This window comes from Terriglobus roseus, assembly GCF_900102185.1.
Taxonomy (GTDB): domain Bacteria; phylum Acidobacteriota; class Terriglobia; order Terriglobales; family Acidobacteriaceae; genus Terriglobus; species Terriglobus roseus_A.
On sequence record NZ_LT629690.1, the window covers coordinates 997665 to 1017791 of the forward strand.

At 53.5% G+C, this 20127-nt stretch carries 15 protein-coding genes and 1 pseudogene; 6 read left to right on the forward strand and 10 right to left on the reverse strand.

All coding sequences use genetic code 11. From position 1 onward, the window contains the following. Positions 1–38: 38 nt before the first annotated feature. Positions 39–1388, reverse strand: a complete 1350-nt coding sequence (locus BLT38_RS04255) for a polysaccharide pyruvyl transferase family protein (RefSeq protein ID WP_172838141.1) — start codon at positions 1386–1388, stop codon at positions 39–41. A gap of 174 nt (positions 1389–1562) precedes the next feature. Between BLT38_RS04255 and BLT38_RS04260 the strand changes: the two genes are divergently transcribed. Then, on the forward strand, positions 1563–2906 hold the full coding sequence (locus BLT38_RS04260) for a hypothetical protein (protein WP_083344073.1): 1344 nt from the start codon (positions 1563–1565) through the stop codon (positions 2904–2906). A gap of 69 nt (positions 2907–2975) precedes the next feature. Here the strand turns inward: BLT38_RS04260 and BLT38_RS04265 are convergent, their stop codons facing one another. The 3 genes from BLT38_RS04265 to BLT38_RS04275 are packed head-to-tail and all read right to left on the reverse strand — an operon-like array spanning position 2976 to position 8618. Then, positions 2976–6146: an efflux RND transporter permease subunit gene (locus tag BLT38_RS04265; RefSeq protein WP_083344074.1), complete on the reverse strand. Its 3171-nt coding sequence runs from the start codon at positions 6144–6146 to the stop codon at positions 2976–2978. A 23-nt stretch (positions 6147–6169) separates the two neighbouring features. Next, complete coding sequence (locus tag BLT38_RS04270; protein ID WP_231966734.1) at positions 6170–7348, reverse strand: efflux RND transporter periplasmic adaptor subunit; 1179 nt, start codon at positions 7346–7348, stop codon at positions 6170–6172. Positions 7349–7385: 37 nt separating this feature from the next. Then, the gene (locus BLT38_RS04275; protein WP_231966735.1) at positions 7386–8618 is read right to left on the reverse strand and encodes a TolC family protein; all 1233 of its coding nucleotides are present in this window, start codon (positions 8616–8618) and stop codon (positions 7386–7388) included. Positions 8619–8916: 298 nt separating this feature from the next. On the opposite strand from BLT38_RS04275, the gene BLT38_RS04280 reads away from it, so the two are divergent. The 3 genes from BLT38_RS04280 to BLT38_RS04290 are packed head-to-tail and all read left to right on the forward strand — an operon-like array spanning position 8917 to position 11390. After that, the gene (locus tag BLT38_RS04280; RefSeq protein WP_083344077.1) at positions 8917–9618 is read left to right on the forward strand and encodes a response regulator transcription factor; all 702 of its coding nucleotides are present in this window, start codon (positions 8917–8919) and stop codon (positions 9616–9618) included. Then, positions 9618–11042: a sensor histidine kinase gene (locus BLT38_RS04285; RefSeq protein WP_083344078.1), complete on the forward strand. Its 1425-nt coding sequence runs from the start codon at positions 9618–9620 to the stop codon at positions 11040–11042. Before BLT38_RS04280 ends, BLT38_RS04285 begins: the two co-directional genes overlap by 1 nt. Before the next feature lie 36 nt (positions 11043–11078). After that, positions 11079–11390 carry a PqqD family protein gene (locus BLT38_RS04290; RefSeq protein WP_083344079.1) on the forward strand — a complete coding sequence of 104 codons (312 nt, stop codon included), beginning with the start codon at positions 11079–11081 and terminating at the stop codon, positions 11388–11390. A gap of 60 nt (positions 11391–11450) precedes the next feature. On the opposite strand, the gene BLT38_RS04295 is transcribed toward BLT38_RS04290, so the two are convergent. The 6 genes and pseudogenes from BLT38_RS04295 to BLT38_RS04310 form a co-directional block, all read right to left on the reverse strand. Further along, positions 11451–14333, reverse strand: a complete 2883-nt coding sequence (locus BLT38_RS04295; RefSeq protein WP_083346910.1) for a TonB-dependent receptor — start codon at positions 14331–14333, stop codon at positions 11451–11453. Between the two features lie 72 nt (positions 14334–14405). Next, positions 14406–14795: a hypothetical protein gene (locus BLT38_RS04300; protein WP_083344080.1), complete on the reverse strand. Its 390-nt coding sequence runs from the start codon at positions 14793–14795 to the stop codon at positions 14406–14408. A 60-nt stretch (positions 14796–14855) separates the two neighbouring features. Continuing rightward, entirely contained in the window at positions 14856–15053 is a 198-nt protein-coding gene (locus BLT38_RS21105) for a helix-turn-helix domain-containing protein (RefSeq protein WP_419865769.1), read from the reverse strand. After that, on the reverse strand, positions 15020–15094 hold the full coding sequence (locus tag BLT38_RS21110; protein WP_419865770.1) for a hypothetical protein: 75 nt from the start codon (positions 15092–15094) through the stop codon (positions 15020–15022). The genes BLT38_RS21105 and BLT38_RS21110 overlap by 34 nt, the downstream gene beginning before the upstream one ends. 235 nt (positions 15095–15329) lie before the next feature. Beyond that, a pseudogene (locus BLT38_RS04305) lies at positions 15330–16256 on the reverse strand (sigma-54-dependent transcriptional regulator); the annotation flags it as partial. Next, complete coding sequence (locus BLT38_RS04310; protein ID WP_231966737.1) at positions 16253–17359, reverse strand: sensor histidine kinase; 1107 nt, start codon at positions 17357–17359, stop codon at positions 16253–16255. The pseudogene BLT38_RS04305 and the gene BLT38_RS04310, both read right to left, overlap by 4 nt. A gap of 462 nt (positions 17360–17821) precedes the next feature. Between BLT38_RS04310 and BLT38_RS04315 the strand changes: the two genes are divergently transcribed. Then, positions 17822–18973, forward strand: a complete 1152-nt coding sequence (locus BLT38_RS04315; protein WP_156785011.1) for a TolC family protein — start codon at positions 17822–17824, stop codon at positions 18971–18973. Further along, positions 18970–20127 (forward strand): efflux RND transporter periplasmic adaptor subunit, encoded by a 1158-nt coding sequence (locus BLT38_RS04320; protein ID WP_231966738.1) that lies wholly within the window; start codon positions 18970–18972, stop codon positions 20125–20127. The genes BLT38_RS04315 and BLT38_RS04320 overlap by 4 nt, the downstream gene beginning before the upstream one ends.

Sequence of the window (20127 nt, forward strand, 5' to 3'; positions counted from 1 at the left end):
GCCCAATGTGTGTCTCGTCGTGCGTCCTCTTTCGGGCGCTACGAACGCTTTGGTGTACCGGCATCCATCGTCATCAGCGCACTCTGCAATGCCTTACCCATGACCGCTTGTTTTGCATGTACGGTGTCCATCACCGAGAGTGCCTTGTGGCGTGCGGCCGCCGGATTTCCAAGGATGCCCTGCAGCACGTGCCACAACTCGTCAGCATTTGTTTTGTCTGCTTCAAACTGCCAGGCACCCGCGCCAAGATCGGGATACATCTGCCCCTTGCAGGTGTCTGTTGGCTGCCGGATGTAGAAAGCAGGTGTTCCTTGCACTAGCGCGATGATGGGCGAGTGGCATTCAAAACCGACGACAGCTGATGCCTGCGCATAAATAGCAGCGGCTTGGTCCGGCATCCAGAAAGTGTCGCGGAATACCAGCTTGTCCTTCAGCTCCGCAGGAAATCGATCAGCGATGTATTCCTTGCCCAGGGCAATCTGATAAGTCATCTCGGCGCACACCAGCACCTTATTTCCGGTAGCGCGGACGTAGCGGACGATAACGTCGAGAAGCATGTCCATATCGTGCTGAACATGTTCGGCATTGACCTTTGCTCTTGCTTCGTTCGGCGCTTGTCCGTTTTTCGGGTTGATGGTGTAGCGGAGTCGCGGTATGGCGCAGATAAACTTGTGCGACTGCAACCCGTGAGCTTTCATGTACGCATCACCGCGGGCGGTATCTTTCAAAGTCATGCCGAACTGCGTGTCCGGACCCATCTCCAACAGGGATGGGTGTACACCCTGTGCTTTCAGATATCCCAGCGATATGGTGTCGCGCGTGAACATAAAACTGCTCTGTTCGATCACGCGGCGAAAGTCCGGTGCGATAGATCCAGAAGGATACGCGAGGCTGGCAGCACGCGACTCAGCTAGCGTTCCACCCTCAAGCCACGGTCCGGGAATGCCCTGTGGGCTTGGGTCCGTGCTTACAGGAAACACGCCATAGGGTTTGCCAGTGCCTTTGCTCCAGGCCTCTACGTCGTGCCATGCCGGGAAACCCGATCCTGAACTGTGTAACAGGAAGCCAGCCTCTTGCCATGCTTCCGTCAGTTCCGGTGTGTCTGGTTTGCCATCGTGGACTGCGCCTTCCACGATCCGCAGGGAAGGGAAGTTATGTCTCAGAAACTCGCCTGCTCCCAGATCCAGCCCTCCCCGGCTTGGCCACAGGATGATTGGGCGTCCCGGGCAATAGCGTTGCACAATCTCAATGGCGCCGGGCGTGTGGCCTATGTCGCCAATGTTTACAGCCTGCCATCCGCTGCGCAGTAGGAGAGGGCGCATTGCCGGTGTCTGTGCCATCAGGTTTGCAGCACGCATGCTAACGGCAATAGCAGCGGCAGTTTTCAAAAATTTTCTTCGTTGCATTCGGGGCATGTCCTCGTTCGTTTCCGCACTTGCTGGCTGGAATGAGAGACAGTCTTCCGGTGTGCGGCTTGCATGAACAAGACAATTAACCGTATAAAGTTGTCCGTTCACGTGAACGATTCGCATTTGGCGCGGAAAATTGGCGGTTTTAGGAAAATGCAGACAGAAGCCACAGGCATTGAGGAGGAAGCCGCACGCCACCTAGTGGACGATGCCAGGTGGCAACTGGTGCAGCGGATCGTGCGCAGCCGCACCATGCGGCGTGCTGCGCATTTGCAGAAGATTCTGCTCTTCGTTACCGAAACTAGTCTCGTGGACCCGCATTGCGTCATCCGCGAGCAGGACATTGCCCAGCGCGTATTAGGTCGCAAGGATGACTTCGATCCTGCGTACGACACCATCGTCCGTGTCCAGATGGGACATCTTCGGCAGAAGTTGCAAAGCTACTTTGACGATGAGGGAGTTTCCGAGCCTCTGCGCCTGACACTGCCGCGTGGAAGTTACCGGACGATCTTCGAAGAGACGCTATCCGTTCCCGTCGCCAAGCAAGAAGAGGTGCAAGTCGCTCCTTCGAGTGCGCCTCCACTTGCGGAATCTGCACTGGCAGAAGTGCCTCCCACAAACGCTGAGCGCCATCGTTTCTCATGGCGTTGGGCCACCGTTGTCGCACTTGTGTTGTACGTCGTCGTTGCTTCTTTATTCTGGTGGCGGTCACGACGAGCCATCACGACAACAGATTCCTCGATTGTGGGCAGGATGTTTCCTTACTTAGCGAAGGGAAGCAAAGTATCGGTCGTCCTACCAGACACGTCACTGCTTCTAATTCAGAAGACTTTCTATACGGAAATTCCGGTCGAAACCTACACTCAGAGCACCAGTCGGACCGATCTTGCGTTGCAAGCCAAAGATGAGCAATTCCGTCAGCTTCTTACGCTTTTGGGGCGCGTCCGCACCACAACTTTGGATGAAGCTTCAGTAGGAACGGACTTTCTGCAAGCCTTGACGCGCGCTGGCTTGCAGGCAGAACTGCGTTACCCTCGCGATCTCCGTATCCGCGACTTTGGTCAGGGAAGCTATATCCTCATCGGAAACCAGCGCAGTGATCCGTGGGTTTCGCTCTTTGCCAGCAGAAGCAACTTTCAGTACACAGGTAGGCCAGTCGGGAAAAGTTATGTGTTCCACAATGTCAGCCCTGTAAAAGGTGAGCAGGAAGACTACGCTCCCATAGAAGGAGAGGTAGAGAGCACCAACTATGCCGACGTAACGCTGACCCCGAACTTCACCGATAGTGGTTATGTGTTGACGATCGTTGGTTCGGATGTTCCTGCGAACGAAGCTGCGGCACGTTTTCTTATGGGCGATGAACTGCCTCAGGAGCTGCAAGTGATCCTAAAGAAGCAGAGCCTTCGTAGCTTTGAACTGTTGTTGCGTGGCCACCATCTCCACGGAGAATCCAACGACAAATTGGCTATCGTCGCGTACCGTGTCACCAATCGCTAGCTTGATCGCTTAGAACGACACCTCACGAAAGTCGAAACCAGATCAGCTTGCGTGAGGTGTGCTGAAAGCTTATGCGTGTTGCTCGGAATCCTTGCGTCCATAGGCTAGATAAAAACCGGCTGGCACCAGGAAGATCGTTAGCAAAACGGAAAGCGTTAGACCTCCGATGAGCGCCTGAGCAAGGGGGGCATACGATTCACTGCCTTCGCCGAGTTTCAGTGCCATGGGGAGAAGCCCAATGAGCGTGGCGAGTGAAGTCATCAGGATGGGACGTAGACGCACGCGGCAGGAGAGTGTGATCGCCTCTTTAACTTGCATTCCCTGCGAACGTAAGTGATGCGCGAATTCCACGATCAGAATGCTGTTAGAGAGCGCGATGCCGGCAAGCATCACAACACCCATCAGCGACATGACATTCAGCGTGGTGCCCCAAAGTAGCAGGGCAAGGATGACTCCCGTAATCCCGGGAGGCAATGCCAGCAGGATGATGAAGGGATCAAGGAATGAGCGGAACTGTGCAACGAGAATCAGATAAAGCAGAACAACAGAAAGCGTTAGACCGATGGCAAAGCTTCGGAAGGACGCATTCATTGAAGTCACGCTGCCTGCAAGCGTCACGTTGATGCCGCGCGGTGGATTGGCTTCGTCTACGATCTTCTGAATTGCGGCCGTGATCTTACCAAGATCTTCTTCCTGTGGGCGCACGTAGATGTCCAGATTGCGACGAATCTGCGTGTGGTCCATCTCCGTGGGAGCATTGAACTGCTCAATCTTGGCAACCATGTCGAGGCGCGTAGGCTGAGTGATGTTCGTGCCATGTAGCGGAATGGCTTTCAGATCTTCCAGCGATTTGATCTGGCCTTCTTTGTACATGACGGTAAGGAAGTAGTTGTTTCCGCTATTGGGGTCGATCCAGATCGAGGGGGCGATCATCTGGTTCGACGTCAGTGCTGTGATGATGTTGGAGACAACTTCTTTCTCCGTTAGGCCAAGCTGGCTGGCACGCGTGCGATCCACCGAGATGCGGAGGGACGGATAGTCGATGTCCTGCGGTATATATACATCGGCAACGCCATGCACCTGGCGAATCTGCGACGCAAGTTTTTGCGCAAGTCCGAAATCTGCGGTCACATCGTTACCGGTAATGCGGACATCGATGGGCGCAGGAGATCCCATATTCAGCACACCATCCACCAGGCTTCCAGAGGAATAGAACGTCTGAACCTCAGGAATTTCCTTTGCAATGGCTGCTTTCACGTCGTCGATATAACGGAAGCTGCTGACCTTGTGACTGTCCGCTAGAGCGACTTGAGTGAATCCCGTATGCATGGCTGCATTGGGAGAGAAGAGAGCAGAGAAACCTGGGTCTACACCGATGTTCGTTACGACCATACCGAGATCATGTTTCGATACGATGCGTCGAACGATTGCTTCGATACGTGCCGCTTCTTCTTCAGTCGCTTCGAGCTTCGTACCAGAAGGAGCCTTGAAGCTGATGACAAACTGGCCTGCATCTGTGCGCGGGAAGAATGAAAGTCCCATCAACGGGAAGAGGCACAGAGAGACCACCAACAAGAGGCCGGCAGCCCCTAGAGTTTGCCATGGACGTTGCAGAACACGTTCGACAAGCCGGTCGTACCGATGCAGGACGGCGTCAAACCCGCGCGCGAAGGCAGCATTGAAGCGTGCCCACAGACCGTGATGGGTGCTCTTTGCATCAGGAGTAATTTCTGCTTCGAACTCTGACGATTCATGAACAACCTCACCATGTGGGCTTTTGATGAAGCGTGCGCAAAAGAGAGGAACCACGGTCAACGCGACGAAATACGAAGCGAAGAGTGAGATGACAACTGCAAGAGCTAGCGCGGAGAAGAGAAACTTGCTGACCCCGTACAGCATCGTGACAGGGAAGAAGACCACAACCGTGGTGAGCGTTCCGGCCAACACGGGAAGGGCAACCTCTTTACCGCCGTTCTCAGCGGCAACTTCAGGCGATTCTCCTTCTTCAAGATGACGGAAGATGTTTTCCAGAACGACGACAGAGTTATCAATCAGTCGCGAGAGTGCTAGAGCTAGTCCTCCAAGGACCATACTGTTGATTGAGCTCCCGGTCATCTTCAACACAAAGAACGTCGTCAACAATGACAAGGGAATAGAGAAGAATACGGCGACCGTTGCACGAAGACTCCCCAGGAAGATGAGAATCATCAAGCAGGTGAGGAACAGGCCGACGCCGCCTTCGTGAACCAGCGTTTCAATAGCTGTTTTCACGAAGCGAGACTGATCAAACTCAACATCTGTTTTGAGAGAGGCAGGAACGTCTACGAGCTTCTTCAGCGTGTCGTTCACACCGTTGACGATGGCAATAGTGTTGGAGTCGCCACCCTGCTTGAAGATGGGTAGATAGACACCGCGCTGTCCATTTACGCGAACGATGTTGTATTGCAGGCCGAAGGAATCCTGTGGTGTTGCCACATCGCCCACGCGAACAGGCGCTTGCCCCACCATCTTTAGCGGAACCTGGGCAATGTCTGATGCGCCTTTCAGCATGGAGTTGGTGTAGATGTTGTAGTCGTAGCGTCCGATCTGAACATCACCTGCGGGGAGGATGACGTTGGATTCGTTCACAGAGCGGACGACATCCATCGGGCTAAGCTGATTTGCCTCCAGCTTGTATGGATCGGCATACAGCATGATTTGTCGCCAACGTCCGCCGAACGGCTGCGTCACAGATGCGCCTGCAACACTTGCCAACTGATTACGAACGAAGTTCTGCCCCACGTCTTTGAGCTTGCTCTCGTTCAATCCTGATCCACTGAGCGTAACCAACGCGACCGGTGTGCTGGCAGCATCCTGCTTCAGTACGATCGGGGGATAGGTACCAGGAGGCATATCACGAAGATCGCTGCTGGCAAGCGAGGAGATGCTGGCTGCGTCCGCATCGGGATCTGTTCCCGCACGGAAGTACACCTTGATCAGAGACACGCCGGGAAGAGAACGCGACTCCATGTGGTCGATACCGGAAGCTAGCGTGAACTGACGCTCCAAGTGATAGGTGATGTTTGCCTCAATCTGCTGCGGTGGCATGCCAGAGTAAAACGTGGCTACGGCTACAACAGGCAGATTCACTGCAGGGAACATGTCCACAGGCATGTCGCCAATGCTGACGGCGCCAAGGATCATCATCACAAGGCACAGAACCACGATGAGGTAAGGATTGCGGATGGAAAAGGATGACATCGGCTTTCGCTGGCCCTCTCTGTTTAGCTGCCTTTGGTTTCGTACGCAGCGGGTTGTGCGTCCACACGCTGACCATCGGAAATGCCTGTGTGCCGTCCGACGATGACCTTGTCACCTTTATCGAGTCCGGAAAGAATCTCCACGCGATTTGCCGTCTGCAGCCCAACCTGAACCGTGACCAGGTGAACGATACCGTCGCGTACTACGTAGGCTTGTTGCACGCTGGTTCCTAATCCATCCACCGCATCCAGCGGCACGCTCAACGCTGCCGGACGATTTGCAAGATGAAGATGAACCTCTGCATACATTCCTGGGACTAAGGAATCATCAGGGTTTGGCACATCCACTTCGGTGTCCATGGTTCGTGTAGCTGTCTGCACTGAGTCGGCGTAGCGAGTGACTTTGCCCTGTAACTTACGACCTGTGCTCGTGACTTCTACATCCACTGTTTGTCCATTACGGATTTCAGCGACTGCATTGACGGGAACAGGAAGAACGAGTCGCAGTAGATTGTTCTGCGCGAGGCGCACAACAGGCATGGCCTGCGTCTGTGAGGAGATGCCTGCCTGGATCATGGAACCAGTGTTGGCATAGCGTTTGGTAACAACTCCCGTAAAGGGGGCACGAATGGTTGCGTATTGAAACATTGCCTGTGCACGCGAGTATTCCGACTGTGCTTGCGCCTTGCTCTGTTCTGCTGCTTTCAAGCTTGAGTTTGCGCTGGCAAGTTGTGCTGCTGCTTCGAGCTGTTTGGCCTGTGCAACGTCGATTTCTTGCCGAGGAACCAGACCTTGATCGCGTTTGGCAACATCGCTAATGCGTTTGAAAGACAATGTTGAGATATTTGAGTTTGCTTCTGCACGCTGGACTGCTGCTTGCGCCGTGATGATGTTTGCGTCGGCTGCAGATACTCCCGCTTTTGCCTTGGCTACGTCATCCTGAATTTCAGGTACTTCTAGAGTGGCAAGGATTGCGTTTTGCGCGACGTGGCTTCCTACGTCGACATTGATCGCTCTTACGTAGCCCGCGATCTTTGCCATCACGTCCACTTCCTGAAACGGGCGAAATTCTGCTGAAAGTACAAGGTTGTTTTCCAGACTGGCGGGGGCAGCGATGGCCACAGGAACTGTTGGCGTTACTGCTGTAGGTGCAGGTGCGGATTTGCAACCCTGTGATGTTGCAAGTGTGGTCAAGGCAGCCACAATCAAGCCACTTTTTTTTCTCACGATCGTTGCCCTCTCAGTTCAGGAGTCCTGTTGCGAAATCAAGCTCTGCGTGCCGTGACAGATAGGTATAAGTCGCATCGGCGGCGCTGATCTCGGCGGAAGTTTCATTCAGTTGTGCTTCGTTCAACTCGACAATGCTGCCCAGGCCCGCGTCATAGCGATCTTGCGCCAGCCGTAATGCTTCCTTGCTTTGCTGTACAAGCCGCGCCGTCACGTCGAGACTGCGATACGCTTCGTCCGCGCGGTACCATGCATCACGCACTTGTTCATTCACCTGCAGTCGCAAAGCCTCTGTATCGCGAGTGCGAGCGGTGGCTTCCAGTTGCGCTTCCGCACGCCGCGCCGCAAACAGGCCGCCATTGAAGACAGGAATATTGAGATTGAAGCCTGCCGCGGCATAGCTGTCATGCAGCGTGTGGTCGTGATATGGAACTTGCCCGGCTGCGCCCAGAACGTTCAGGGTGGGATAGCTGAGCCGCTTTTCCGATTGAGCAAACTCTTCTGCGGACAACTGCTGCGCGTGTGCAGCACTCAGGTCTGCACGCTGAGTCATAGCCTGTTGTAGTAAGTCCTCAGGTGTTGGGGGAAGAGAATCTGGAGTGATTGGTTCGCTCAAGTCAGCATGGATTACCTGAGGCTCTCCCATAGCGGTTGCCATGCGGGAACGTTCCTGCGAAACAGTGCTCTGGGCGCGAACGACCGCTAACTCCGCTTCGCTTTCCAATGCCTTCGCGAAGTTGACGTCGAGTGTGGAACGAAGTTCACTTTGCGCGAGTGCTTCTAACTGACGAGAGATAAGGTGGCGATTCTGTTGCGCAGCTTGCGCGGCTCGAAGTACAGCCTCTGCGCCGAGCACACCAAAGTAGGCTTCCCGAACGTTGAGTCGGACTTGTGCACGTGTCAAAGTTGCCAGATCGCTCTGCGCCGCAGAATGGTAACGCGTTGAACGGATCAGTGCGCTGGTGCGACCAAAATCGGTAACCAACTGTGAAAGGTTGCCGCCGTATGCAAAACGATCTGAAACCGCTGACGTGGTGATATTGCCCACGGCAGTGGAACTCCCAGTATCAGCAACCAGAGCCCCAGTCGCATTGAATGCGATTGTGGGCTGAAGCCCGGAACGGGCCTCACGGATGCGCTGTGCAGAAGCCCGTGCACGAAGCTGTGCGGCAAGCAAACGAGGCTGATTGGCTACCGCGATACTCTCTGCCTGAGCCAGACTTAGTGGACTTTGTGACGGAGGCATCCCAGCGGTCTGGCTCCATATTGGGCCGGGCAGAAAAAGGAGGCAGCTTGCTGCAAGTAAGTTTCGAAAAGACATCTGTCGTTACCGGCCTCCGCAGGATGTAATCGGGTAAGCGATGGGCGGTCGGATAATCAAAATTGTGGAGATTTGGCGCATAAACGCGGATGCTCCGGAGCAGATGTGCTCAACCGGAGTGGACCACTATCTTCCCTTACAAAGCCTGACAACTTTCTGACATTTCAAAATGGCACTTGTGTCTCTGTTCCACGTTGCGAAATGATGTGGAGGAGGGCAGGATATGACGCAGTCATCTTCGAAAATTCTGATTATCGAGGACGATCGAAAGATGTCAGATGCCCTTGTAACGGGCATTCAAGCGGCTGGCTATGAGGTCATAGCGGCGGGATCTGCAGAGGAAGGTTTTTTCCTTGTCCACAGTGAGCGTCCGGACTTGCTTCTTCTAGATCTCACGCTTCCTCAACGCAATGGCTTGGATATCCTGCGTCAACTTCGCAAAGACGGAACGGATCTACGAGTCTTGATCCTCACGTCGCACAATACAGTCGAAGATCGCGTCGAGGGTCTGAATACAGGTGCCGATGACTATCTCGGCAAGCCATTTTCATTTCCTGAACTGCTCGCGCGTATCGATGCTTTGCTTCGGCGTTTTCTACCATCGAAAGAGACTTCTACCCTCTCCATCGGAGATCTCTTTCTGGATCGCAAGGCAAGAACAGCGTCGCGCGGTGGAGATGTTCTTGACCTAACTGCGCGCGAGTTCGATCTTTTGCTGTACCTTGCAGAGAATCGCGGACGCACAGTCTCGCGCGAAATGCTGGCTCGGGATGTGTGGAGAGAGATGTCGCGCTTTACTCCAATCGATAACGTGATTGATGTGCAGATTGCGCGGTTGCGTCGCAAGGTGGACGACCCGTTCTCGATTAAGCTGCTGCAAACGATTCGTGGATTAGGCTTCAGTCTTAGGGAGCCTCTGCCCTGATGCGATGGCTGCCATCCAACCTTCGAACCAGACTGACGTTCTGGTATGTCGGTGTTCTGGCAGTGCTTCTTCTCGTGTATGCAGCAATCGTTTTTGCATTTCAATATGCGGTTCTGACCAAGCAAATTGTCCACGATGAAATCCAGGATGTAGTAACAGCAGAAGGGCTTCTCTACTTCGACTACGCTGGCACATTGCAGCTTCGTCAGGATTACTATTCACGGCCCCAATCGCGGCTGTTAGTCGACAGGCTGATGGAAGTGCGCGATAGCAGTGGTAGGGTGCTCTATCGCAGTCCCACGCTTGGCAACATGAGCTTAGGAGGGCCTGTTCGGGCCGGAGAAGGCGATGTTGATTTCAATGAACGTCTAGTTCGTCTCGCAGATGGCACTCATGTGCTTTTGATCAGCCATATCCATGGCATGAACGGCCAGCAATTGCTGATCCGCCTTGCCTACAGCATGGCTCCGCTTCGAGCACGCATGATCCAGTTTCTTGTGGTTTTGCTGATCGCGATCCCGGTTGCTTTATTGATTGCAGGGGCGGCAGGGCAAGCGATTGCAAAACGTGCTTTGAGGCCAGTAGAAGAGATGGCCATGCGCGCCGAGGGCATCACAGCAAAGAATTTGCACGACCGTCTAGAGGTTGTGAACCCGGAAGATGAATTAGGGCAGCTTGCATTGGTTTTTAACCATTTACTGGATCGCTTGGAACAGTCATTTGAACAATTGCAACGCTTCACTGCGGATGCGGCACACGAACTGCGAACTCCGATTGCGGCATTGCGGACCATTGGTGAGGTAGCCCTTCAAGATGAGTCCGGAGACGAGGTATGTAAGGAGGCGCTCAGCAGCATTCTGGAGGAGACATCCAGACTTAGCGAGACTGTCGATGCGTTGTTGCTTCTTGCTCGCGCTGAGACGACACAAGGTGGTCAGGAGCCTGAAGCGTGGCCGTTGCAATCTCTAGTAGATGAAGTTTTGAATCTGCTCGAAGTGCTTATTGAAGAAAAGGGGCTTCTCGTTGTTCAGGATGGTGAAGCCATTGGAAGGAGAAGCGTAAGGGCCGACCGTGGCCTGCTCCGGATTGCACTGATGAATGTGATTCACAATGCGGTTAAGTTTTCCCCACGTGATGGATCGCTTCGCATTGGTTATGCCCTGTGCGACACCGATTCGCAAGCCATTCAGGTTGCTGTTGAGGACAGTGGGCCGGGGATCGCGAATGGAGAGCACAAGCGTGTATTCGATCGCTTCTTTACGAGCAGTACACGAGATACTATTGCGCACACAGGTACAGGGTTAGGACTCTCGGTGTCGAAGCTCGTAATCGAACGCATTGGAGGAACGATTCACTTTGACAGCGCTGCTGAAGTGGGCGCGAGGTGTGTTATCTGCCTTCCGGAAGCGTCATCATCCGAATGAAGTTGCCAGATTGCGTCGTGCTGCAGAGCCTGCGTTATGCTGAAAAATATGGCGATAGAAATTCGCGGTGATAGCGTGATTCGTCGTGCTGAGGGATGGCTTAGCGCGTGGGTCGGAGAAGAGCTTGTAATGATGAGCGCCGATACAGGGACATGTATCAGCCTTTCGCCTACCGGTGGCCGCACATGGGAGCTACTGGAAACACCGCGTCAGCTAGATTCTCTGGTTGATGAACTGGTCCATGAATATGGCGCGACAGATGATGAAGTCCGCACGGATGTTTTGACGTTTCTTGAGCGCCTGCAAAAGGAAGGTGGCATCACCGTCGGAGAGTCAACCGCTGCTTGAGTTGAAGCTAGCAGGTAAGAGGCCGACAGTGTTCTGAGCACCGTCGGCCTTTCCGCTTTGTCAGAAGCTGATACGCAATGCAAGCTGCACGCTACGAGGATCCCCAACAGCCGTTGCCTGTCCAAAGGTAGCATTTGCAGTTGTGGGATAAGAACCTGTGCCCCACGTCGCATTCGGGATCATATCGTTGCGATGGTTCAATACATTAAAGGCTTCGGCGATTGTCTCCAACCGCCACCGATCCGTCACTGCAAAGGTGCGGCTAAGTCGCGTATTTAGGTTGAAAAAATCAAAGCCAGTACCTGTATTGCGTCCAATCATGGCTCCCCTGAGCGCCTCCGTGCAAGGATTTGTTCCGGCATTGGCCGTGAGGCTGTAACCAACTGCGCAAGGACGTTGTGTTGTTTGTTGCTTTGTTTGACCGCCGGTCACAATGTTGAACGGCAGGCGCGAGTAATACTGCAGAATGCCCCCTAACTTCCAACCGTGTGTCACGTGATTCCATGTGTTGTGTGAAGGAGACGTCGGAGAATTTAGTGTTGCGTCGAATACGACTCGATGGCGTTGGTCATCGTCGGAACGGCCACGATCTACGTTGAAGTCGAAGTTGTTGCTGGGAGAACTGAAGAAGAACTCGCCGACATTGTCCATGGCTTTGGACCATGTATACGAGATGCGTACGTTGCCCCAGGCGACGGGACGCTCGACGAACGATACGGCAAGCCCGTCATATGATGAGTCGAAGCGCCCATCATATGGCTTGATATTGCCGCGTGTGCTGTCAGGGCGGCTTCCATCAATGTTGATGTTTGTGTTGTAAGACGATAGCAGATGCAATCCACGGGAATGCTGATAACTGATCCCGAGAGACCCCGTACGGAATAGCTGCTGCTCCACACCGATGCTTGCCTGTTCGGAATAAGCATTCGAAATACCACGGTTCATCAAGGCGTAGCTGATCTTCGAGCCTGGATTTGGTGTAGTGGAAACATTAGGGAAGGCTGGCGCACCGGTATCGGTAGGGACGTAGCTGTATTGCAGAAGGCGTCCCTGAGAGGGATCGATGCTGTTATTCGCAGACAGTAACGCATTCGCGAGTGCGCGCAAGGGAATGCGGTCATAAAACAATCCGTAGCTTCCGCGGATTACCGTAGTGCGGTTCCTAAAGGGAGACCATGCAAAACCCACCCGCGGAGATAGATTATTCGTGTCGGTTTGGATGGTCTTTAGGAACTGAAGATCGTAACGAATCCCGATGTTCACTGTAAGCGCTTGTGTCGCTTTCCATTCATCCTGTGCATAGAAGCCGATGTTCGGATTGTTCTGTTGTATGAGGGGTGTTCCAAAATTCTGCGCGTATGACGAATACGTAGTGACACCAGACTGAAATGCACTCAGCGATGCGAAGGTATAAGAGCCCGCGATCGCCATAGGAAATGTAATTGTGTCGTCGTTAAATAGGAAATCAGCTCCCGTTTTAAAGGTGTGCTCTCCCCGTTGCAGCACAAGATTATCGACTACCTCGTAAAGAAGGTTTTTCCTTGCTGTCGGTGAAGATGAGAATCGACCAAATGTTGCTACGCCGCTGATTACCACTGCAGGACTATTTTGAGTATTTGACGGAGCATTCAAGCTATCCCATGTGAACTGGCCACGCGTTTCATTAAACGTACGAGGTGAAAGCATGGCCACATTGCTGATAGCAACGGTATGGTTTGTATCCATCACAGCGGTGCCGTAACTCACATCGGCAAGTGCGCCCGCACCGCGTGCATTGATTGCGTTTAAGCGGTAGTAGCTATAACGTGCGACGAACTGGTCTGCATCGTTAAACCGATGGTCGAGACGAATGAATGCGTTATCAGTGTGAACTGTTGTTGGATAAAGCGTTGTGGGCCCGGAGCTCACGGTAAGACGCGGCCCCGCGAACCCAATCGCATTCAAACGGGCATTTACAGCGGGGGCCTGGTTTGGGTTGATCGTGACGACTCCATTGGTATTCAGTCGTCGGCCTTCGTAGTTCCCAAAGAAGAAGGTGCGATCCTTCTTGAGAGGGCCTGACAGGCTTGCACCGTATTGGCTTTGTGTAAGTGGAAGCTTACTTTGAGAAAGCGCATTCGAAGCGTTAAGACGTTGATTTCGCAGGAAGCCGTACAGTGTTCCATGCAGATCATTGTCACCACTGCGAGTAACGATGTTGAAATAGCCTCCCATGGCACGGCCAAATTCGGCTTGTCCACCCGATGTAACCACTTGGAACTCGTGCACAACATCCATGCTGTACGAATTGCCTGTAAGGCCAGCAGCATCGTCGTTCGCAGAGAGTCCGTCAACAACGAAACTGTTTGAGAAGTTACGTTGGCTATTGATGGAATATCCCTGTCCAATGACGGGAGATGTTTCAGCGAATGTCTGTACGCTCGCAGTGTTTGTGGGGCTCACTCCTGGCGTAAGCAGTGCAAGATCCAGGTAGTTGCGTCCGCTATAGGGGAGCTGATTGACCTCTGCCTGGCTAACGGTTTCTGAAATCTGACTGCGGTTCTGTTCGAGAATTGGCGATTCCGCGATCACAGATAAAGTGGTAGCTTCAGTCCCCACGCTCATTTGGAGCGTGACGTCAAAGGAGCCTCCGACGGTGAGTTGTGTCGATGCAGAGATAGGGTTAAACCCCGAAGCCTGTGCGGTGATGGTGTAGCTTCCAGGAGCAAGATAAGGGATTCGAAAGCGTCCGCGGCTGTCTGTTGTTGCATTGAATTTAAGTTGCGTGGACGAAGCCACAGCAGATACTTGTGCTGCTGGAACGAGTGCACCGGTGCTATCGACGACGCGTCCGGTAAGGGAGCTGCTAGTAAGACTTTCCTGGCAAAGTGCAGGATTCGAGATTGCTACTGCCGCTATAGGAAAAAGGGCAGCAAGCACGAACGTGCGAGCAGGCCGAAACATGAAGATCTCCATGGGAAAAGGAAACGTGCCTTACACACGTCCTCTTCTCATGAAGTCAGTACGTGTGCGAAATCAGGCCTGGAGGTGAGAAGGTGGTCCACGTTTCCCGTGGCTATAGGTCGCATCAGCGAGGGAATAGATCGAGATCTGTGGGAATAAGGCCGAACGCGTGGAGCGCGGCGTGACATTGCTTGAAAACGCAGTGGAAGCCAGGGCATCCACGTGAACAGCAGTCGATCCCAACACACCACAGCATGGGCAATGATCCATGCGTGAACGTAATTCAATATGCGAAGCATGCTCGGTGGGAACGGAATCATCCTGCATTGCCATGCAATGATGTTTGGCAGCCTTGCGGCAGCAGGCAGGCAGCGTCGACTCGCTACTGGTCGCAGCCAGGAGCGGCGGAACAAAGCTGAATCCAAAGACGATCAGCAACGCCAATGCAAGGAGCTTACGCAATGGCCTCAGTAGAGCATGATCGAGACGGAGATGCAATTATCCTGTTTACCTAATTGGAGTTCAGGCTCGAATATCGCGCATGGATGTGTCTGATTCGTGGCCAGATGCCAAGCCATGTTTCTCCATGCGATAAATCAATGTACGGCGGCTGATATCGAGATATCGCGCCGCGTGTGTCTGATTGCCGTGAAACTTTTCAAGTGCGCGGCTGATCAGGTCTTTCTCTACCGCTTCCAGGCTGATGCCCTCTTCCGGCAGATCGGGCCATAGCGACGGAGCCTGCTGTGATGGACGTGCAATTTCTTCCGGTAAATCGTCTTCCGTAATCAGGCTGTGTGTTGACAGAACGATTAGACGTTCCAGAACATTTTCCATTTCGCGCACATTCCCTGGCCACCGATATCCCACGAGCCGTCTCAGAGCTCCTTGCGAGAGACTGATGTCGTTCAGTCCATGGCGTTGGCGAGAGCGCTCGAACAACTCTGCAAGGAGCAAAGGGATATCTTCGCGCCGTTCTCGAATAGGAGGGATGAAGAGCGGAACAACAGCAAGACGATAGTACAGATCTTCTCGAAAGGTTCCGTCTTCAACCATCGCTTGCAGGTTCCTATGAGTTGCAGCAATTACTCGAACATTGACCCGCGTCGGGTTGTTTGCGCCGATCTTGGAGATCTCACCTTCCTGCAATAAACGAAGAAGCTTCACCTGCGCGTCCAGAGGCAGTTCTCCGATTTCATCGAGGAATAGCGTTCCTCCATCCGCTGCTTCCACGCGTCCAAGGCGATCGCTTATGGCACCTGTAAAGGCCCCACGACGATATCCGAAGAGTTCTGACTCGACCAAATCGCGGGGGATCGCGCCACAATTGATGGCAACAAATGGACGATTATGCCTGCGGCTGTTGTGATGAATCGCGCGGGCAATCAGCTCTTTGCCTGTTCCTGTTTCGCCTTGAATCAGAACTGTGGCATCTCGCTCTGCCACTCGTGCAGCCTGATCAAGCACGCGAAGGAAGCTTTTCGATTGAGCGATGATGCCGCTAAATTCATAACGCTTGTCCAGCGCAGAGCGCAGAGTCCTCACTTCTTCCAGAAGATTCTGGCGCTCCATCGCACGACGTGCGACCAAAAGCAGTGCATCAAAATCCAGCGGCTTGGTCACATAGTCGTAAGCGCCGCTGCGCATCGCCTCAACAGCGCTTTCCACTGTTCCAAAAGCTGTCACGACAATGACCGTGGTCATCAAGTTTTCGCGTTGAATAAAACCGAGAAGCTCCATACCGCTTGTGGGCATGCGGAGATCGGTGATGACAAGCGGTGGTCTCTCCGATGCCAAAAGCTTGCAGGCTTCGTCGCCATCACTTGCCAGTGTCACCTCATAGCCAGCTTCTTCAAGCTGTATTTGCATGACGCGGCGAAGACTACTGTCATCATCCACGACGAGAATATGATTGGGCCTCATGACGTAGCTCCCACGAGGTTGGATGGAATAGGTGTCACAGTCAATGGAAGTTGGAGAACGAAACAGGCGCCCCGGGGTGAGTTGGACCTATACGTGAGAGCGCCGGCATGTTGCGATGCGATTGTCGCTGCAATTGCCAGACCTAAACCTGTGCCGTTCGTTTTTGTTGTAAAGAAGGGATCGAAGATTCGTTCTGCAACCTCTCCCGTGATTCCTTCGCCCTCGTCACTCACTTCAATGGCAAGATCAGTGACTGTGAGAGATGTTGTCATGTTCACGACACCATCCTCTGGCGATGCCTGAATCGCATTCAGAAGCAAGTTCAGTAATAGTTGCCGGATCTGTTCTGGATCGCAGGTTATTCTCTGTGGCATCGTAATCAGGTTCAGTTGCAGTTTGATATGGCGCTCAGTAGTCGCATGTTGTGCGAGTGAAGCGACAGAGCGCAGAAGATCGTTCGCTTCCACTTGTTGAAGTCGTGGGAGACGCGGCCTGGCGAAGATAAGAAAATTCGTGAGTAGCTTGTTCAGCCTCTGCGACTCTTTCGTGAGGATTTCAAGGCACTCCTTTTGGCTGCTCTCGGATGCCTGTCCACGGGAAAGAATGCCAGCAGCACCACTGATGCTCGCCAAGGGATTACGAATCTCATGAGCTAAACTGGCCGACAGTTGTCCCGCTGCAGTAAGTCTCTCTGTTTTCCGAAGACGTTCAATATTTTGCTGCAATTCGGAATGGACCGTCTCCAGTTCATGCTTGGTCGTTTCGACACGAATACGCAGTGCGCGTTCGCGGTCGGACAGAACCCCGGCGATGATGCCAGCAGCTCCAAATGTGCTCAATTCCACAATCTGGTCCTGCGCATCAGTTGGTGCGGCATGCCAATGGCGGTAGATAGAAGGTATCTGCAACACGATCGCAAAGAGAATTGTCTTGAGCGTTCCACGCCAACCGAAGAATAATCCAGCGAGCATGAAGGGAAGGATATTGAGGTGGTGGAGGATGTTATGAAGCCATTCTGCACGCGGTGGAATGATCCACGTAAAAACAGCCAATAGCACAACCAGGCACACGATCAGCACTGCCTTCATCCTGCTGGTTCGCATGCTCGGCATCGGCCTCATAACACTATTGTCCCACGCACCCTGTGAGCGCCAAGGCACTATCCGCTCGAGTCGTGCCGGGCGCGCGCGCCATCCTTGAGATACGAAGTGGGCTGAATAGAACACCGGCTTGGCCTGTGCAATTGAGTAGCCAATGCAGCGTACGTTTATCTCTTGGATGATAGCGCCCGTACGCGTGATATCGATGCGCTATACGGAACACTGCTGTCCCATATGGAACAGCCAGGCATTCGAGATTGGCTGAGAATGCTGCTGTTTCGCTGATATGGCTTTGGCAAGCGGATTGCGATCACCCTGTATGTGAACCGTTTTTGCATAGCTATAACGGGGGCTCTCGTTTCAGTCAGTCCTTTGCTCTCGGCACAATCTTTACCGCCTGGTGAGACAGCTGTAATCCCGAATTCCAAGACGGTCCTGTCGCTTACTTTGGATCAGGCGCTTGCTATGTCGCATGCCAACAGTCCCCGACTCAAAGAGGCGGAGGCGAACGTCGCGGTAGCTAAGGCTGGGATCACCACGGCACGTGCTTACAGTAATCCCAACTTGGAAGTGTTCGCAGGACGGCAGTATGCACGCCCCATCGCCACACCTGGGGTACCGGGCCTGCTTCAGCACTATGCAGGATCGCAGACCATTGAGATTCCATCAGAACGTGGGGCGCGTCGTCGTGCTGCGGAGCACACAAGTGAAGCGAGCCATTGGGCCGGGCAGGGAATCCTTCGATCTGTCGATGCAGATACGCGGCATGCGTTTTATGAAGCTCTTCATCGAAGAGAGGAGATTGCGCATGCAAACGAGAATTTGCAGCTAGTTAGAGACTTGCTTCGACGCGTGACAGTAGAGGTCGATACAGGTGAAAAGGGAAAACTGGAATTAACGCGTGCAACCGCAGAACTTGCACGTGCCCAATTTGCTGTGGGCAGTGCGCAGTTGGAATATGCGCAAGCGATCGCACGCCTACGAGCAGCGATCGCCGCCCCCGCGGGAATCGAACTCAACCCCCGAGGCGATATGGAGCCTCGTGTCGTGTTGCCTTCCTTCACTGACCTGCGTATGAGCGTGTTTCAATCGCATCCTGCTCTTCTGCAATCTGCGCAGGAACAGGAAGCGGCCAAGGCATCACTTGATCGGCAGAAGGCTCTGCGAATTCCTCAGCCAACTGCGTTTGCTGAGTTCGAGAATCAGCCTGATCTTCGCTTCTGGAGAACCGGTATCACCGTGCCGCTACCACTCTTTGATCGTAGAAAAGGTGCGATTGAAGAGGCAAAAGCCACGATCGCGCGCACAGATGCAGTCCAAGAACAGCGACAGATCGAAATTACCTCCGCACTTGAGCATGCCTATGAGCAATATCAGTTGGCGGATCAACAGGTTTCCAGCCTTGAATCAGGACCTCTGAATGCCGCAGAGAGTGCTGTGACGGCCGCACAGTCTGCATATCGATTTGGTGAGCGTGGAATCGTAGAGGTTTTGGATGCTCAACGAGTCCTCCAAAGCGTTCGAGGTGACTTACTTGACGCTCAGTACGCTCGCCAATCAGCTCTTGTCGACTTAGAAGAACTTGGCGCGGTAGCGCCTTCGGGAGTTACACCGTGAACGTAAGAGTTTCAAGATTTCAGATGATGTGCCTGTGTTCTCTCGTATTGCTTGCGGGATGCAAGCAAAAGGTAGCAGGGAAGAATGCATCGCAACCTCAGGATCCCAATATTGTCACGGTGAATGCGGGGCTGTCGAGCAGTCTGAAGGTGGGCACAGCGCAAACTACCGAAGTAACGGGCACGCTTCAGGTCGCGGCACATATAGAAACGGATGCGCGGCGTATCGCGCGCGTAGGATCGCCTGTTGCTGGAAGAATTCTTCGACTGATCGTCTTCGAAGGGCAAAGAGTGAATGCTGGCGCTGTTCTCGCCACACTGCACAGCACCGATCTATCCGATGCTCAAATGCAGTTTATTAAGGCGGAATCACAGCAAGGACTCGCAGCAGCCGGAGTGGCGCGTGCTGAACAACTCGTCGCAGCTGATGTTATTGGTCGGGCCGAATTGGAGCGCAGGCGTGCAGAACAGTTGCAGGCGACGACAGAGGTTGCTGCGTATCGAACGCAATTACGGGGCCTTGGGATGACTGAGGCTCAGATTCATCAGATGGAGACAAACCGCAAACTCAGTGCTGATTATCCGATTGTCTCTCCGCGTTCTGGGATTGTGTTGAAACGTGACATCACAGTAGGACAGGTGGTCCAGCCTGCAGATCCGGCTTTTACCATTGCTGATCTTTCCAGCGTTTGGATCGTGGCCAATGTTCCTGAAGAAGAGGGCGCAGTGCTGCGTCAGGGAATGGAGGTAGCTGTTCGCGTACCTGCGCTGCGCACGGAAGAAATTCACGGCCGACTCAGTTATGTTTCTCCAATCGTAGACCCCAATACCAGAACCATTGCTGTTCGTATGGATGTTCCGAACAGTGAGGGGTTGCTGAAGCCAGATCAACTTGCCAGCATGACCTTCACTGGAAGAAGCCAAAAGCAACTGACTGTCCCCAATACGGCTGTGGTGCGTGAAGAAGACAAAGATCATGTCTTCGTGCGCATTGGACCGGGGCGTTTCATTTTGCGTGAGGTGGTTCTAGGTGTGGAAGAGAATGATCGTCGCGCTGTTATCAGCGGTATCACGGCGACAGATTCCCTCGTCCTTGATGGAGCTTTCCATCTGAACAACCAGCGCAAGCAGGCGGCTATCAAGGGAGGCGAGTAA